Consider the following 16,198-nt stretch of genomic DNA (forward strand, 5'->3'; position numbering starts at 1 on the left):
GGTCGGACAAATTCAGAAATCAAGATCATATTGATCACATATAAAATTACACCAAAAAAAATATCCACCATAACTAATTAAGTTAAACTTTCACGAGAAAATCTACCACTCCTAATTAAAAACCAAACTCCCGTTCTAAATAAAAAATAATATGCAATGGAATAAAAAAAAATTGGAGTCATACTAAACCCAAATGAATATAATGAGGCCATTACGAGAAATATAGCATAATATTTCACTCGAAAATTATCCAAAGATCCAACCCATTTTTTCAACCATTGAATTTTATATTTTGGTTTTACCGCATGCTCAATTGTCCTAAGTATTGGAAAGCAAATTAAAATTATCCAATATGGCTCTAATCCATACTCGAATCCCAGATAAATGATAGGAAAAACCCAATACTTACAAACACATAAAAAGAAATAGGAAAGGATATTCCACCTAGACCTGATTCGATTATGCTTGTAGAAAAATAGCCTAACTAAGAGGACTATTAGTACAAACCATATAATTTGTTTGGTGCTCCATACATTAAAAAAAAAGAAAATACTTGTAGAACCCATAAAAATTAGAAGTCTAATCAAGACAATTTTACCAAAATTTATCTCAATAAAATTTATATCCTGCAAGGGAATCCTCAGATTTGGGTTAGATTCCTTTTTGATGGTCATAGCATCATTCTCCAAATACCCAATCTCATACATACTCATCCAAGCGACAAATGCCAAAAGAATGAGAAAAAGGTGAGGCATAGTATCTACCTGATAAAAGCCAAAAAGAAAAACCACCAAAAAAAGAGGGTAAATCCAGATCAGAGATAACTTTTCAGGGATGCTTTTTAACCGGGAATAGGTCAGGTAATAAAATGGAATGACAAACTTACACATGGAAAATATCGACATGTTGATGGGATGCCAATAAGCTTTCCCATTTTTTCAAATTTCGTTTTTTGGAAAGGACCAACGCTTTTTCAGCAATCCCAATCAATGAAATATCATCCAAATTATCGGTGTACACAAAAAATTCACCTTCCTGAACATTAAAATTTCTTTCTATCATTGTTAATTTTTGCCCCTTTAGGTCTTGGACCAATTTACCGGAATAAACACCTTCCTCTGATCTTTCCAATGTTGATGCAAAATATTCCTTCACCTGCAATTCATCAGCAATGGCTTTGATAACTGGATCCAGGGAAGCACTTACCAAAACTACCCTCCTATTCTGTTCTTGAGCTGACTTTAGTATCATTTGGGTTTTTAACAACCTTTTTGAACTCAAATAATCAGATACAAAGTGCTTAGCATATTCTTCAACCTCATGCGACTTTTCATTCTTCAGCAATCCAATCAAAAAAGTTCTTATTCCAGTTTTGATTCCCAACTTGGTTAAAACCACAGTCATTAGCCTTCCTGGCAAAGATAACGAAAGTCTGATAAAATTATATTTGCATTTATCTCTTTCTATAAAATAATATTTCAAAAATTCATATGTAGTATTGGCGTGGTACAGGGTACCGCACACATCAAAAACATACACTTCCTCTTTATCCTTCTCCATATTGTAAAGCTTGATGGTATAAGGAGGCGGATTCCTTCAAAGAAAAATGCTCAGCGGCAAATTGGATCACTGTTGTACTAGAATTCTGCTCCATTTGTTCTTTTATCCAAAAGGATAGATTTGAGGGATAAATATCTTTCTTTGGGTCCAAGCAAAAAGCGAATCCCTGCCCATATAATTGATCATCCATATCCCCTATCCCCGAATTATAGATCACAGGTAATCCTGCACTCAGGTATTCCACCACTTTAATCGGGGCAACACCCTGCATGGAAAAACTTGGTTTTCTAAAAGAAATGCCAATATGTGCTTTCCCCAACTCCTCCTTAACTTTCTCTGCGGTAACAGATTTAATTTCAACACCTGATAACAAATGTGGAAAATGCTGCTGAATGTAATCCTGGGCTTGCTCAATATGAAAAGTAAGGATTTTAAACCGGGCATCAGTAAATGTTCTTTTGGTGAATTGGAAGGTTTCCAACATTTCCGGCAACATATATTGTGGACCCAATGAACCAGCATAGATTAATGTGAGATGTTTTGGTTTGACCACGGAAGGAGGACTCTCATTGAGGACAAAAGTCCCATTAGGAACCACAAATACTTTATCACTATCAAACCCTTCACCTGCATTTTCAGTAATAACCTCCTTGGCTTTTTGTGTCCTGCAGATCAGTGAAGCTGCATGATAGTAGGCCTGATGCTCCATTTTTTTAAAAAACTTGTACCGTATACTATCCTTTGATAGGCCTGCAAAATCAACCCTTTCTTCTAAAGGAAAACCATCAGCATCCCAAACCAATCGGTATTTATTATTTTTAAATAATGCCTTCATAATAAAATAGGCATTGACTGCCCTAGGCATCAGGACTTCAATGCCGTGGTTCTCCGCATATTTTTTTACCTGATAAATATCCAGGAACTTAACCTTTAACATCCCCAATAAAGCTGATCTTTTGAATGTGGGAATTCCTAGAAAATAAATCCCTCTTGATTCTAAATCTTTTTTTCTTTGTTTGATTATTTCTTTGTTCGCTGAGGTAAATTGGATTACATGAAATTCGTAGCCGTGATTTTCCTGAAGCTTTAAAAAAATAGGGGTGAACAAATTTTCCACATAGGTCACTTCCGGTCCATCCCAACTCACAAACAAAACTCTTTTATATTTCAAGATTTAGATGGTTTTCAGGTAATTAAACCCTTTCCTTTTAAGAGTTGTAAGTACAAATTTTCCACTACTTGGCAGTATCGATCAGCAGTATAATGCTTCAAAGCCCTTTCACATCCCTTTTCCCCAAAAAATTTTCTCAATTGAGGATTATCGATCAAGATCCCTATTTTTTCGGCTATTTGACCTGGAACATAAGGAGGAACTAAAAAACCGGTTTCATTATCCACCACAATATCCTGTAATCCTCCTACTTGAGTGGCAATAACTGGAAGTTTGTGCAACATGGCCTCAGCAGCAACAAGACCAAACCCTTCATGAGCAGAGGACAAACAAAATACATCCATTAACTCGTAAAATGGATCAGGTTTTTCCTGAAAACCTACTGGAATAAACTGATCTTGAAATCCAAGATGTATAGCTAATTCCGTTAACTCACTTAAATCCGGACCTTGTCCAACCAATAAAAATTTAGTTTTAGGATTATCCAACAGCTTTATTGCCTTCAAAATATCTGAAAATCTTTTCACCCTATCGTGTACCCTTCCAACAGACCCGATAACCAAATCATCCTTTTCAATTCCTAAACATTTTTTTAAACTTTGAATCTCAACTTCCGAACAAGTTTCCGGAAAATCTACTCCATTATTTATCAAAATAACCTTTGAAGATGAAACCTTTACCTTTTCCTTTAAAAACTGAACAACAGAAGGGGCTATCCCTATCACCTTATCAGCAAAATTGGAGTATATCCTTTGCAATAAAAGCGCTTTTTTTGATCGGGTTGAAGGAAAAGACGTCTCCTCGAGAATGACCACAGGAACGTTACCGATATATCCACCTACTGTAGCCATACTCATTCCCTCAAATACAGCTCCATGAATGATATGAGGTTGATAATTGCGGATTATTTCTAAAACCTTTTTATACTTTCTCCACTCAAATGGGCTTTTAAATGTCCCCACTTCAATAATCTCTACACCTAAGCTTTTTAACTGTTCTTTGATCGGCCCAACGGCTTTTGTGCAAATAATTTTTAATTCAAACTGATCAAAATCCAACCCTTTAGCAAAGGTCAACCTGATTTTCTCCACCCCGCCTGAAGAAATGGTTTCTATACAATGTAATAGGCGGATTTTTTGCATATTTTTTCTCCTATCCCTGACCCCTTATTGGGAAGAGGGAATGGTTTCAGTTGAAATTTACTCTTTAAAATCTCTAATCGTCTTCAAAAACATTTAAGCCTAGCAGAGAGCCTGATTTAGGGGGTAGAATACACCTCCAACAACTTCTTCACATAATTCCATACAGAATATTTCTTCCCAGCCTCTTGAGCCATCCTTCCAATTAATTGCCTTTGTTCATTAGACAATTTCAAAACCTTTAGCATTTTACATTTTAAATCAGAAGCCTGACGAGGATTTATTAAAAAACCTGTTTTACCATCCTCCACAATTTCGCTAGGCCCACCCTGATTAGTAACAATACAAGGCAATTCACAAAGCATAGCCTCCACTAAGGAAATTGAAAAACCCTCGGAAAAAGAAGGTAAAACAAAGGCATCTGAATTTTTTAAAAACGGATTTACATCTTCTTGAAACCCATAAAAAACTACACTTTCTTGAATCCCAATTTTTTTTACCAAAGCCTCTAAATTCACCTTATCAGGTCCATCCCCCAATATCCATAATTTTAAATACTTTTCTTGATTCTCTTTCACAAGCTCAAAAAACACTTTTATCAAAGTATCCAAATTCTTTACTGCCACCAATCTACATGTCGTAACAAACACAAATGGCTTTTCTCCTTCTCCATGCTTGTTATATACGTCACTTATAGCGATGTTTGCACCACTCTGGGTGCAAAAAAGAGTCCCACTTTCACCTTTTTCCTTTTCCCTAATTCCTAAATCAACCGGATTATACACCACCTCCACTTTCTCCTCTTCAACTTCTCCTAACTCCACAATTCTATCCTTGACCGATTGTGAAATAGCTATAACCTTAGTCGCAGATTTATACACCCATTTGAATACAAACCTCCACTTAAAATCATGATTGGGAAAACCTATCTCCTCTCCTATTCTTACAGGTACACCAGCCATTTTTGCTGCAATCAATCCATGAAAATTGGCCTCGGAAGCCGAAGTATGGACAACATCAGGTTGAATATTTTTAAGAAATTGAAACAACATATAAATTAACCTAAGGTTGGGGATTTTGAAATTTTGGTGAAAATGAATTGGATGAGTGCCCATTAAATGAAGTTCTTGGGAAATTTTCCCTTCACCTCCTAAGACAACAATTTCTAAAAGGTCATAAGAATAAGTATCAAATCCTAATACAGTATGTTTGATCCTTTGCTCTACCCCTCCAAAATCCAGCAATGGGACAATTCTGACAATTTTCAAATCTAGAAGGTCTTTAAATTTAAATAACTTTCGATTAAGGCCTTGTATTCGATTTCATGATTTCTAGCAATAGTCCTTATATCAAATTTTTGTTTTGCGAGATCATAGGCATTGGAAGTTAATTTTGATTTCAAAGACCAATTTTCTAGTAAAAACCTTGTTTGAGATGCTAAATCCAAATAATCACCCATTTTGAATAAAAGCGAATTATTTTTATGCACTAGGTTTTCAATATTAGGGTTAATATCAGATGCAATGATTGGAATTTTGGATAACATCCCTTCAATAACAACACCAGGAGAACCTTCATAATGCGATGCAAACCAAAAAATATCACAAGCCTTCAAAATTTCGGGAATATCCTTTCTCCTTCCTAAAAAAGTAACACTTTCTTCTATCTTTAATTTGTTGCAAATTGATTTATAATAACTCATATCGAAACCATCTCCAACTATTATCAATTTTATATTTCTAAAGTTTTGTAGTAAAACATTAAATGCCATGAAAATTTCATCAAATCCTTTTGATCTAATAACCCTTGAATTGGATACAATTAATATATCTTCAGAACTTAAATTTAAACTGGTTCTTTCAATTGGAACAGCATTATTATATTTACAAACATCTCTACCATTGGGGATGACTTTTATTTTGCCTTTTGGAATACCTAAATACTTCATGTTAGGTATAACAATTGCATTTGAAACTGATAAAAATAAATTTGCTCTATTTGCGGTTACTTTATTTATAAATCGATAAAATTCAAGCTTAATTACTTCTTTCTTACTTAGTAAATTATATCTATCTTTGGAGTGAGAATCACTAATTAAAGTACAAACCAAGGGTATCTTAAATGAAGGAACAACAATTCTTGCAATAATCTCGGATCTAAAGTGATTAGCATGAACCAAAATAGGCCTTTCTTGCTGAATAACTCTTTTTAACTTAATTGAAGCAGAAAAAAAACCAAATCTATGTGGGATATTAAAAAGAATTAAATTTTTAGCATAATGATTAAACTCTATTAACAGCTCATTCTTTGCTTTATATATAACGCAAACAATAATATCAAATTCTTGAATATTCTTAATCAATTCCAAAACGCTTAATTCAGCACCCCCAATTGAAATTGTATCCAATACATAAAGTATCTTTTTATTATTCATTTATAATATTTTTTTAATCTATATAAATAATTAAACAAAAATGGAAAATAATAAATGACTAATTGTCTAATTGAAATTTTAATATTTTCCTTTTTAAGTTGTTTATAAAAGAAATTTAATACTGAAGTTGAAGGGTTCATTTTCACACACATTTCAGATATTTGATATATATAATTAACCCTCAATTCTTTATTAATACTTTTCGATGAATGATTTTGATAAAACTGAACACAACCCTGAAAATCAATTTTTTTTGTAGAGAAATTAACTCTATTTACAATCAAATCATAGGAATCCAGATAAAACCACTTTACTTTTTTATGAACTTTAATAAAAAAATCAAAATCTTGGTGACGAGTTAGGTTTTCATCAAAATTAACCAAATTAAAAACGCTTTTATGGATAATAAAACTAGGAGTTGGAGCATATGTATCATTTAAAAGCAAAAAATCAAAAGCGGAATCAGACTCCATTATTTGCTTAGATTTTCTAAATTTTATTTGGTCTCCATAGTTATCAATTCCGCTACTATACAATGCAAAAGCTCCTGAATTCATTATGTATTTCAGGGCAATATTTAGTCTATCCTTTTTCCAAATATCATCAGAATCCAAAAATGCTATAAATTTTCCTTTAGAATTTTCTACCCCAATATTTCTACAAGAATTTGCACCTTTAGGCCGATTATTATTACGAAATATCAATTTAATTTTATATTCATCTTTAATCAATCCTTTTACAAAATCAAGAGAATCAAAACTCGATCCATCATCTACAAGAATCAATTCCCAATTATGGTAAGATTGATTTAAAACTGATTGTATGCATAATTCCAACTCAAAAGAATTATTAAATATAGGAATTACAATTGAAACTGGGATTTCATCCATGAAAAATTTATCTTTTAGGTTCAAAATGAAATATCAATCTAAAATATTCTAAGGAAACTCCAAAAATAATGGCAATACAAACCATATTTATCGCATAAGAGTCTTTGAGGCTAACTGTAAAAATCTTTTTTGACATAAATTTAAACCTTCTCAATATAAAATTAAGTAAATAGACAAAAAAACTTAAAGGCTTAGATTTAAATTTTCTTTGATATACTCCTCCCATCAACCTTTGATATTTAAAAACTACAGATGAAATTGAATCCCTTGCTGGATGTCTAACAATTATATCTTCTGCATAAATGATTCTATATTTTCTAGAGATTTTTTTTGATAATTCTGTATCTCCATTAGACCGTAGCTTTGAATTAAATCCACCGAATTCTTCCAAAACAGCTTTGTATGAAAACCAATTACCGGCACCACATGCACCCTCACTGGCATAGGACTTAAAATCAAAACCTGTATATTTTTCATAAAGCTCTGCTGATGTTAACTTTCCAACTTGCTTAAAGAAAAGTGGAACAGGTCCAGTTAAAACACCAATTTCTTTATTAAGGTCATTATCAAAATATTTTTTTGCATTTATCAACCAATTTTCATCAGGTAAACAGTCAGAATCAGTAAAGGCCAAAATTTCGGTTTTTGAAAAAGTGATTCCCTTATTCCTAGAGGCATAAGATCCCTTTTCGGGCTCATAAATAATTTTTAAATTTTTATATTCTTGTAAATCTAAATCTAAAAATTCTTCTTCATTGTTATTTACAACTATGATATTAAAAAGCGATTTCTCAAGGGTTTGATTATTAAGACTTTTCAAACATTTTTTTAATCTTTCTGTATCATTAAAAACTGGTACAATGACTGTAAAGTATTTTTCTATGTTTGAATTCATAAATTTCATTTAATCTTTAATTTTAAGGATATAGCTAAAAACTTTAAGATTTCAATAGTTAAAACCTTTATCAATTTAAAATTTAACTTGTTATTCAAAATACCTATTTTCAAAAAAATCAATCTAGATTTTGCTCTATTATAATAATAATCAGAGTTTATATTTCCTGAAATATTAGCATGACCTCTTCTTGCCAAATAAATTGCTGCTTGAAAATTATAAATTTGATGGATTTTCAATTTCATAATTGATACTCCATGAAAAAGCCATTCTTGCCCATTTTTAATTACCAAATTGAATGGTTCATTCTCAAAAAAATCTCTTCTCCACATGGGGCCACCAATTGGCCATTTAATGTTTTGTAATAAATAATCAAGTAAAAGGTTTTCAGAATTAGTTTTCCTAGACCAGAATTCTTCAAGTTCTTTTGTGAAATGATTGAAAAAACGTCCGTAGCCTAGACATACTTTTAAATCCAAATTTTCTTCTAAAATGCTAACCTGTATACTTAGAGTGTTTGAAAGAATTAAGTCATCAGAGTCGATCCATTTGATATACCTTCCTTTTGAGTAATTTAAACCTAAATTTCTACATGAATTACTTCCTTTTTGAATATTATCTGGCCTAATAAAGTACTTAATCCTTTCATCTATAGCAATATAGTTTTTTACAATTTCTAAGGTAGCATCTGTAGATTTATCATCAACAATGATACATTCCCAATCTTCAAATTCCTGATTAATAATTGAATCAATAGTTTCACCAATCAATTTTGACCTTTGAAAAGTTGGTACAATTAGACTAACCTTAGGACTAGTACAATTCATAGCTAAAAAATTTAAAACATAAATTATTATAATACTAAGATGGAGAGGTTATTATGTTGTAGTTGTGGGATAATCTTGAATATTTATATATATCAATCTTCTTTAGATTGAACTCTATTACAAAATCCTTAGCTAAGATTTGCTCATCAAATCTATGAATATCATCTATAAATATAATACTGCTTTTAGTTAATTTATTTCTAAGGAAATTTATGGCACCATATCTTGCGAATTTATTTTTTTTTCCAATTGGGCCATCAATTATTACCAAATCATAATTCTTATTTAACAACTCTGATTTATTTGGGATATCAAACCATTTACCATCTCCATTTTTAGAAAATGGATTATTATCGCTTATTTCAAAAGAAAAAAATGAAACAGAATTACAATGTCTACTAATTAAATTTTGCCAATTCTTATCTTGGTCAACACTTATAAACTCAACATTAAGATTAACTTCTTTTAAAAAATTACTAATAATAATAGTTGACAATCCTGAACCAAACTCTATAATAGTCTTAGGCTTGTAGATCAAAATATCATTGCAAATGTGCTGAATTAGTTGGAAAGGTAAAGAATAATCAGTTTCGAAAAGAAATCCTGTGGGGAAATAAGGTTTTAAAATCTCCAAAGCTTTTAATTCCCTAATTCTGATAATTAATTTTTCTTCAAACTGATAATTAATTTTATTTAAACCAAAGGCTTTATCCCTAATTTTTATAAGCCATTTTAAAACTTTATCTTTCATACAAAAATAATTGTTTTTTTAATTAATGCCTTGGTTAACAATTAATTCTTCAAACTTCTCATTCTTTTCAGGTAATTATAGTAAACTCAAATTACCTTTTACTTTTACAACTTGTATATAAAAGTTGCATCAACATTATTGACTGTTAAAATTATATAAACAATTATAATCAAGGTAAAGCCATATTTAATTTTAAATATTTTCACCAATTATTTGGTTTATATTTAAATATAATTTGAAGTTGTTTCGTTCATTATATATAAAATTAAAACAATTTGTTTCTGACATCAACTTAATTTAACTGTACTATTTTATATAATGTGAGAATTTTCTTCAGAAATTATATTAATAAATTTAGTTAATAATTCTTCCTATACTACTTTCAATAATACTTATATTTTAGGTAACCATAAAGCAATAATATTTTGTCAAAAGCCTTTCAATTTTCAGAAAGAAAATCCTCCATCCCGGAATAATGCCATGTTGCTTCAACGTTTGCAGTTTTTTCAAACTCATGCTTTGTGTTATTATCATAGTCCTTACCAACTCCATCAGCTGTCAAACCATAGTCCAAACTTCTTTGGACCCAGCAATTGAGCAAACAAAATTATGTCTCAAGGAAAATGCTGAAAGTTTAAATGCATTGTTTCAACTCATGATATTTTAGTATCTTTAGAATCATACTTTTAAATTCAATTTTCCGATTAAATCTCCACCTCATACCCACAACTATCCGAAAAGCATTGTTTACGCAAAATAGTGATTCCATTTGAATTCATGGTCCTTTCCCAGTCGTAATGTAGCTCAGGTGTATGATGTTCAAAAACAAGCCATAGGGATCCGGGTACCTCTCTGATTAATTCTAGTCCTTTATTGCCCTCCATTATTTCATAATCAGTAAAAACAAGTGGAAGGTCTTCCCAATACCCCATAGAGCTATAATACCGCATAGACGGAGCTTCTTTATCATAAGAGAAAATAACTTGACCCTCCTTTAATTCCTCAGCAACAAAAGTCATAAGACCTCTTACATTTACACTCTGCACCGGAAAATTCCCAGCAAAGGACCTGATTATTCCGCTCAAGGATACCAAAAATACCAATCCTATAAAAGCATAAGCAAATTTAGCGGGTTTTCCACGTAGAAGTTTTATTATCTCATCCAACCCAAAACAGATTACAAGAATTAGTAAAGGGGTGTAATATAAAAACAATCGCAACTCCAAAGGATAAACCTCAAATACAGACAAAAAGAAGTGGCTGACCAGGGGAAAAAGCAAAAGTATGGTCCAGCCATACCTCTTGAAATAAAGTAATGAGCCCATACCGCATGCAAAAAGGAAAAACATCAAATATTTCTCCACCGTCCACATGCTGAGCATAAGCCGGAACATCATCACAAATTTCAACTTGAAATACATAAGGAGCCTTTGAGGATTGTCAAAATCTGGCAAGAATCCGTATTTGACCTTCCAGAAGTCTTGCATATAGGCTTTCAACGGGTGATCCTTGATGAAAAGTAGGTAATAAACGACAAATACCAACGCCCATATCAAAAACATAGGTAGGTATGGCTTGAGGTCTTCCAGCTTCTTTGCTTTTAGCATCAGGTAAAGCCCTGTGCTTGCCAGAATTATGGGGGCCACATTGGAGAAAAATATCATGACTGATCCTATAATTCCCAGCACCCAAACGTTTTGATTCTCCTTTACCTCCCCCTTTAGCACCAGATAGTACATAAGTAAAATGGAAAAGACATCACCCATATACTGTTTTACCTCAGAGGAATAATAGATCAAAAAATAGTTGATGGAAAACAGCAAAGCCCCAAACAGAATGATTTTAGGGTCCTTAAAAATCAAATGCAGCATTTTATAGAACAATACAGCTGAGCACATATACAGCGTAAGCGGCATAATCCGTAGGGCATATTCCTTATGAGGCAAAAGGTCAAATAAACCCTTCTCGATCAATAAAAACAAAATTGGTGCCGCCTGTTTTTCGTCCAGTGGAAGAAACATAGCCCAAAATGTACGATTTACGAAATTATTGGCCAATAACGCTTCATCGTACCACAGATCCCTGTTAAAAATAAACTGCCAAATGGCCAAACCGGCACCCACCATAAAAACCCCTAGGGTCGCCCCAAAATAAAACTTCCCGGATTGTTGGTAGGGATTGTTCTGTGTTTTGTCCGGGAGCGTTTGAGTCGTTGTCATTATCCTTTCAATTTTACAATCAGGAATATAAAACTGTGGCATTTTTGCCCCTTTCCTGATAAACCTCATAATCGGTGTTGATTTTCCAGAGGTCATGATTGCCTGTACCGGCAATATTCTCAGCCCCAAGTATCCCCATCAATATGCTGTGATCCTGGTTATTGTACTTAAAAGATCCATATCTACCTATCACTATAAGGCCTGAAATCTTGCTCAAATATGAAATGATACTGCCCAGGTGAATCTTGTACCCTATATTGTAAACGGGGTAACACTTAGGCAACCTATAAACAAATCCTGCTGAAATATGGGCTTCCTTTACAAGACTGGTTTTAGCGATTTCCTCTTTTGCCAACGCCACCAACCTCTCATCACTGTTTAACCACAGTTCCTCATTTTCATTGGCCCAGTATTCCATGCATAGAATGGTTTTGTCACTTTGCCTTGTAATCTCCGGGCTCCACCAATTCGAAAAATTGGTGATGCGTCCCACCTTTAAGGATGGATCGTGAATATATATCCAGTTGTCCGGGAAAACTTCCCGCTGATCCACCAATAGATAAACCAAAATGGTGTTTCTGAACCTAAGCTCATTGGCAGCCATTAACACTTCCCCGGGGACATCAGGTAATTGTAGGATAAGTTGGGTCAAAGGCATGGTAGAAACCAAGTGTTTATAATTAGGGGCCTCACCGTTGTTTGTTCCTATTAAAAATTCTCCAGTATTGGTTTTATTCACAGAAATTACCCTTGCATTCAGATGGATTCTTCCCCCATTCTTATTCACGAAATCCCCCATTCGCTGGTACACCATTCCAGTGCCTTCCTTGGGGTAAGCAAATTCATCGATCAATGTACCATGCCTGTTGTTTTTCTTTTCCCTTAAACCTTCCCTAACGGCTTCAAAAAAAGTTAGCTTCTTAATCCGCTGAGCTGCAAAGTCCTTATCCAGGTGGGTGCCTGGGATTCCCCAAAGCTTTTCACTATATGTTTTAAAAAATAATTGGTACAATTTTTTCCCAAACCTTCTGACCACCCACTTTTCAAAACTCTCATCCTCCCTTGTCGGGATAAGCTTTTCCTTGACGTAAGAAAAGATTGCGGCAGACCCGTCCCAAAATCCCAACTTTGTGAAAGTTTCAATAGGCTTTAAAGGATATTGGAAAAACTTCCCTGCATAATAAACCCTTGTGAGCCTTTTCACCATGCTGTAATCCTCACCTACCACTTCCAGCCAGAGCTTCAATATCCTGTCATCTTTGGTAAAAAAACGATGCGGTCCAAGATCCACCTTTTGGCCCCACAGCTCAATGGTTTTGGACAACCCCCCCAACCTGTCTGAAGCTTCGAAAACATCAACCCTGTAGCCTTGCTTTGTTAAAAGATATGCAACAGTAAGACCCGCAGGTCCTGCTCCTACAATCGCTACCCTACTTTTCTCATTTCCTTGGCTCAATATGGGTTAAGTTTTGGACGTTGAAAAAAACAGGAGCCTTGTATCTTCATCAAGAAATTCAACAACTGTGCCGAAGCAATCACAAAAACCACTGGCAATACTGAAACCAAAAACCTGCTGTTCCAGTCCACAGTCAGCAAAACCGAACTCAAAACGTTGACACCAATAAATACGCCTACAAACAGCTTAATAAGATCCGGCAGGCCTTTGCCCTTCATCTCCTTTATGAAACCTAAGTACACAGGCACCAAAAACAGCAAAGCCAATCCGTTATGGTAAAAGGAAAAATAAGGTCTGATATAAAGAAGGTAAAAAAACAATTTTGTGAAAATCAATTGAAAAGAATACAAGGGGTTGCCAAAAATCACCAGGATGAACTGCGCTAAAGCTGGAAAATGTGAGGGAGGAATATATAGATCCTCAGGAGATGTCACAATTAAATATTTGGCATAAGGTTCATGGGTCAATTTGTGGATATTATAGACGATTTCGCCTCTTTGATAATCATCCACATATCCGAAGGTGGTCAACATCTGATTGAGCAAGAAAAAAAATGCCAGCAGCCCAAATAACGTCAACGAAGTCTTGATGGCAGCATTTGGAAGAAACATCCACAACTTCCTAAATATCAACACCAATACAGCGGCCAATAAGGCCACACCGGTAGGTTTGGTAAAAAAAGCCAACGCAAAAATCAAAAGACCAAATACTAGATACCGTTTGTCCTTTTTTACCTGCCAAAGCACCAATAAACTGAAAACCAAACTATTCAAAGAAATCAACATTGACTCACAGAGAATCCAAAAATTCCAATAAGTTATCATTACAAAGCCCAAAAACAAGAAACCGGCCACCAGCCCTGCCTTATTGTCCGAAAATAAGGTTTTCCCTGCCTTATAAATACCCCACAAGGCAACATATGAGACCATCACTTGCCCCACAACCACCATTTCCAGGGAGGAATGAGCCGTTTGCATCAAAAGTATAAACAAAGGGTAACCTATGTACCAAAAATCATGAGGCTTAAAAAACAAGCCTCTTTCCCTCATCTCTTCGGCGTATCCCAAGTACCGCTGCGAATCATCATCCAGGGACACCCCAAGATAAAATCCCAAAACCCCATTTACCAACAAGAAAATAGGGGTAAGCAAGCCGAAAAAAAGTGTATTTTCTTTAAAATATTTATTCATGTTAATACTATACAAGGGGCCTATCCAAAAAATAAAGGTTTTTCAAAACAAATCCCTCAAGCCTGTACCCCTGCTCCATTAGAAGCTTGTAAATGACGTTTTGATTGGGGTTCTCTGTCTTAAAGGTCTCGTCTTCTACTACAATCAACCGTGGTCGAAACCTGTGAAAATCCAATCCTTTTAATACCTCATAATCATGTTCCTCAGCATCAATGGACAGCAAGTCAAATAAAGGTGGCACCTTATGGAGGCACATTAGTTCAGTTAGCGTTTGAGCATCAAACTTTTGTTCCCTATAATGGAGACCTTCCCTTCTTATCTCTTCCAAATTTTGTGGGGAAGCTGTGCTAAGCACATCGTTTTCGACCTGATAAAATGACCGCTCACCGGTATGGTCTGAAACCAACCCACACACTGCCTTGTCCCTTGGCCTGCATTTCTTGTGCTTTATAATAAGGTGGGCGTTGGCATCTATGCATAAGCCCCTCCAGCCCTTGCGGTACAAGCCATAGGTGTTTGAAATAAACTTTGGATGATTGGAGCCTACCTCCACATAATAGCCCATTTTGGTAAAACGGGGTTTCAAAATCCCTTCTATGATCCTATCTTCTCCATAAAAAGCATAGGACACTTTTGCATTCCTACCTAGTGATAATCTTATCAAGATGGAAAACGTAACCCTGAAAAAGTTCAGCACACTGTTAAAAGGGTATTTCCAACTCAAAAACTGTGAAGGAGCCACTTTTAGCTCTTGTACTGCCTGACCGAACATTCCCACACCTGCCCTTGTACGGGCATTTTTGTAAAGGTAATGGTTTAAAAAAGTATTGGTTATTAGCGGTTTCAGCTTCATTTGACTTCACAAATTCAAATATCTTTCGATATATGGTTACAGATTCTATGAAAACTTGTAAAATTGATTTTAGAAAAATATATAGCGAATAAATCTAGTTCAATTATTTAAATTAGCTTCAACCCCTTTATTCTTTGAAAATGCTTTTTATTCATCGTTAACACTGGAAACCAAACTCTAAACAAGTTGCTCCAATTAAAATATTCCTGAACTCTATAAGTTGATTTTGATTTTTCAATTGCTGATAAATAGTGGCAGGCCAAAGAGCTATAGGACTAATAAAATCCAATTTTTTAAATTTTTTGTAAGTATTAAAATATCCTTTCTCTTTACCTCAGTAGTAGCTCCAGCCATTAACTCATAAAAAGTAATCGATGATATAAACAGAAAACCCGTCTCATAAATATCATAAAGAGTGGTCTTATCTTTTTCCTTTGCCCCTAAATGTTCAAAAAAATCCCAGTATCAACTACCATTCTTTGATAGGGAAATTAAAGGAATTACTTACTTCCTCAATTGCCTTAATTTCAACTTCGCCCAAATGGATACTTTTTTTATACACCTTTCTAGTCCATTTTCTTTGAAGAAATATTAGTTATTTTAACACCTAATGCTTCCAGCAACTCTTTAACCAGTTTACTTTTGCCCTCAGGAACATCTTTAATCAACTTTTCCATCTGAACAATATTTTATTTTACTTCTAAAAGTACGGAAATAACAGGTTTTTAGCTAACGATAACGTACGCCTTACATTATAAATTACAAAAAAAAATTGCTATCCATATCGTTGACCCTACCCTTTTCGAACAAAGT

13 protein-coding genes are annotated in these 16,198 nt (G+C 34.0%); all 13 read right to left on the reverse strand.

Translation table 11 applies throughout. The features are described 5' to 3' along the window. Positions 1-882: 882 nt before the first annotated feature. Positions 883-1,560 (reverse strand): HAD family hydrolase, encoded by a 678-nt coding sequence (locus DB520_RS12495; RefSeq protein ID WP_114750057.1) that lies wholly within the window; start codon positions 1,558-1,560, stop codon positions 883-885. Then, complete coding sequence (locus tag DB520_RS12500) at positions 1,547-2,731, reverse strand: glycosyltransferase family protein (protein ID WP_114750058.1); 1,185 nt, start codon at positions 2,729-2,731, stop codon at positions 1,547-1,549. The genes DB520_RS12495 and DB520_RS12500 overlap by 14 nt, the downstream gene beginning before the upstream one ends. A 14-nt stretch (positions 2,732-2,745) precedes the next feature. Then, on the reverse strand, positions 2,746-3,873 hold the full coding sequence (locus DB520_RS12505) for a glycosyltransferase (RefSeq protein ID WP_114750059.1): 1,128 nt from the start codon (positions 3,871-3,873) through the stop codon (positions 2,746-2,748). A gap of 116 nt (positions 3,874-3,989) precedes the next feature. Then, positions 3,990-5,138 (reverse strand): glycosyltransferase, encoded by a 1,149-nt coding sequence (locus DB520_RS12510; protein WP_114750060.1) that lies wholly within the window; start codon positions 5,136-5,138, stop codon positions 3,990-3,992. A gap of 2 nt (positions 5,139-5,140) precedes the next feature. Then, positions 5,141-6,304 carry a glycosyltransferase family 4 protein gene (locus DB520_RS12515; protein WP_114750061.1) on the reverse strand — a complete coding sequence of 388 codons (1,164 nt, stop codon included), beginning with the start codon at positions 6,302-6,304 and terminating at the stop codon, positions 5,141-5,143. After that, positions 6,301-7,194, reverse strand: coding sequence for a glycosyltransferase family 2 protein (locus DB520_RS12520; protein WP_157972058.1), 894 nt, complete (start codon positions 7,192-7,194; stop codon positions 6,301-6,303). Before DB520_RS12520 ends, DB520_RS12515 begins: the two co-directional genes overlap by 4 nt. 7 nt (positions 7,195-7,201) lie before the next feature. Beyond that, the gene (locus tag DB520_RS12525) at positions 7,202-8,089 is read right to left on the reverse strand and encodes a glycosyltransferase (RefSeq protein WP_114750291.1); all 888 of its coding nucleotides are present in this window, start codon (positions 8,087-8,089) and stop codon (positions 7,202-7,204) included. A gap of 5 nt (positions 8,090-8,094) precedes the next feature. Next, a complete protein-coding gene (locus DB520_RS12530) occupies positions 8,095-8,916 on the reverse strand; it encodes a glycosyltransferase family 2 protein (protein ID WP_114750063.1) in 822 nt (273 codons plus the stop codon). 34 nt (positions 8,917-8,950) lie between these two features. Then, positions 8,951-9,667, reverse strand: a complete 717-nt coding sequence (locus DB520_RS12535) for a hypothetical protein (protein WP_114750064.1) — start codon at positions 9,665-9,667, stop codon at positions 8,951-8,953. Positions 9,668-10,371: 704 nt separating this feature from the next. Then, the gene (locus DB520_RS12540) at positions 10,372-11,886 is read right to left on the reverse strand and encodes a glycosyltransferase family 39 protein (RefSeq protein ID WP_157972059.1); all 1,515 of its coding nucleotides are present in this window, start codon (positions 11,884-11,886) and stop codon (positions 10,372-10,374) included. A 19-nt stretch (positions 11,887-11,905) separates the two neighbouring features. Then, a complete protein-coding gene (locus DB520_RS12545; protein WP_157972060.1) occupies positions 11,906-13,342 on the reverse strand; it encodes an FAD-dependent oxidoreductase in 1,437 nt (478 codons plus the stop codon). Beyond that, entirely contained in the window at positions 13,339-14,532 is a 1,194-nt protein-coding gene (locus tag DB520_RS12550) for a glycosyltransferase family 39 protein (protein ID WP_114750067.1), read from the reverse strand. The genes DB520_RS12545 and DB520_RS12550 overlap by 4 nt, the downstream gene beginning before the upstream one ends. Before the next feature lie 7 nt (positions 14,533-14,539). Beyond that, positions 14,540-15,385, reverse strand: a complete 846-nt coding sequence (locus DB520_RS12555; protein WP_114750068.1) for an FkbM family methyltransferase — start codon at positions 15,383-15,385, stop codon at positions 14,540-14,542. Positions 15,386-16,198 lie beyond the last annotated feature (813 nt).

Origin of the sequence: Pleomorphovibrio marinus (assembly GCF_003347495.1) — a bacterium.
Taxonomy (GTDB): domain Bacteria; phylum Bacteroidota; class Bacteroidia; order Cytophagales; family Cyclobacteriaceae; genus Pleomorphovibrio; species Pleomorphovibrio marinus.

Coding starts and splice junctions, on each gene's coding strand:
- DB520_RS12505 (WP_114750059.1), bottom strand. CDS start 3,873: ATGCAAAAAATCCGCCTATTACATTGTATAGAAACCATTTCTTCAGGC.
- DB520_RS12555 (WP_114750068.1), bottom strand. CDS start 15,385: ATGAAGCTGAAACCGCTAATAACCAATACTTTTTTAAACCATTACCTT.
- DB520_RS12515 (WP_114750061.1), bottom strand. CDS start 6,304: ATGAATAATAAAAAGATACTTTATGTATTGGATACAATTTCAATTGGG.
- DB520_RS12540 (WP_157972059.1), bottom strand. CDS start 11,886: ATGACAACGACTCAAACGCTCCCGGACAAAACACAGAACAATCCCTAC.
- DB520_RS12520 (WP_157972058.1), bottom strand. CDS start 7,194: ATGGATGAAATCCCAGTTTCAATTGTAATTCCTATATTTAATAATTCT.
- DB520_RS12495 (WP_114750057.1), bottom strand. CDS start 1,560: ATGGAGAAGGATAAAGAGGAAGTGTATGTTTTTGATGTGTGCGGTACC.
- DB520_RS12550 (WP_114750067.1), bottom strand. CDS start 14,532: ATGAATAAATATTTTAAAGAAAATACACTTTTTTTCGGCTTGCTTACC.
- DB520_RS12530 (WP_114750063.1), bottom strand. CDS start 8,916: ATGAATTGTACTAGTCCTAAGGTTAGTCTAATTGTACCAACTTTTCAA.
- DB520_RS12535 (WP_114750064.1), bottom strand. CDS start 9,667: ATGAAAGATAAAGTTTTAAAATGGCTTATAAAAATTAGGGATAAAGCC.
- DB520_RS12525 (WP_114750291.1), bottom strand. CDS start 8,089: ATGAATTCAAACATAGAAAAATACTTTACAGTCATTGTACCAGTTTTT.